This is a genomic window from Vibrio sp. 1249-1, from assembly GCF_033340495.1.
Genome location: NZ_JAWOWJ010000780.1, coordinates 1 through 612, shown reverse-complemented (window position 1 = coordinate 612; position 612 = coordinate 1). Strand labels below are relative to the sequence as shown.

Sequence of the window (612 nt, the reverse complement as noted above, 5' to 3'; positions counted from 1 at the left end):
CAGTTTGGTTCTTCTAACGCTGGCCAGAGCATCAAATCATCAATACCAACGTCCTTAAAGCCTATCTTTGAGTAATAGCTTTTAAGCGCTTCTACGCTTTCCTCTGAGCGATCTTCTAAAGGAAGCGCCTTTAGACCGATGATGTCGTAAATCGATGTAAAGCGTTCAATAAAGTCCTCAATTAAGGCTTTGGAATACTTATTTCCTCGATGCTCTTTCTTTACCTTTAGTTCGTGAATCACTATGAGGCGATCTGGTTCTGGACAGATTCCCCAACGCATTGTTTCGTTACGTTTTGCGATGCTTTCTTTTAGCAAGTAATCATCATCAAGAATTTGGATAAAGTGGGCAATGCTGGCGTTTATGTTCAATAATTTATGACAGCTGATAGTACTCGAGGCTCTGGATAAATCTACGATGTAAAAGTCACACGTAGCGACTTCGGTCTCTTCTCCTTGGTCGACAAGAGCAAACATACTCGCTGTCATTACGTTGATACATGATTCAATATCATTTGAATAAGGAGCAGTTGTCAGGGCGTAGTTTATGATCATTGTTCTGTTCCTTTTCACTCGCTAGTAGCACAACGTCGTTTAATAAACGTGACGCGAA

At 40.8% G+C, this 612-nt stretch carries 1 protein-coding gene; it reads right to left on the bottom strand.

Annotated features, from left to right (window positions below; translation table 11 throughout):
- On the bottom strand, positions 1–554 hold a 554-nt coding region (locus R7Z50_RS28880), incomplete at its 3' end, for a hypothetical protein (RefSeq protein WP_089183612.1).
- Between the last annotated feature and the right edge of the window lie 58 nt (positions 555–612).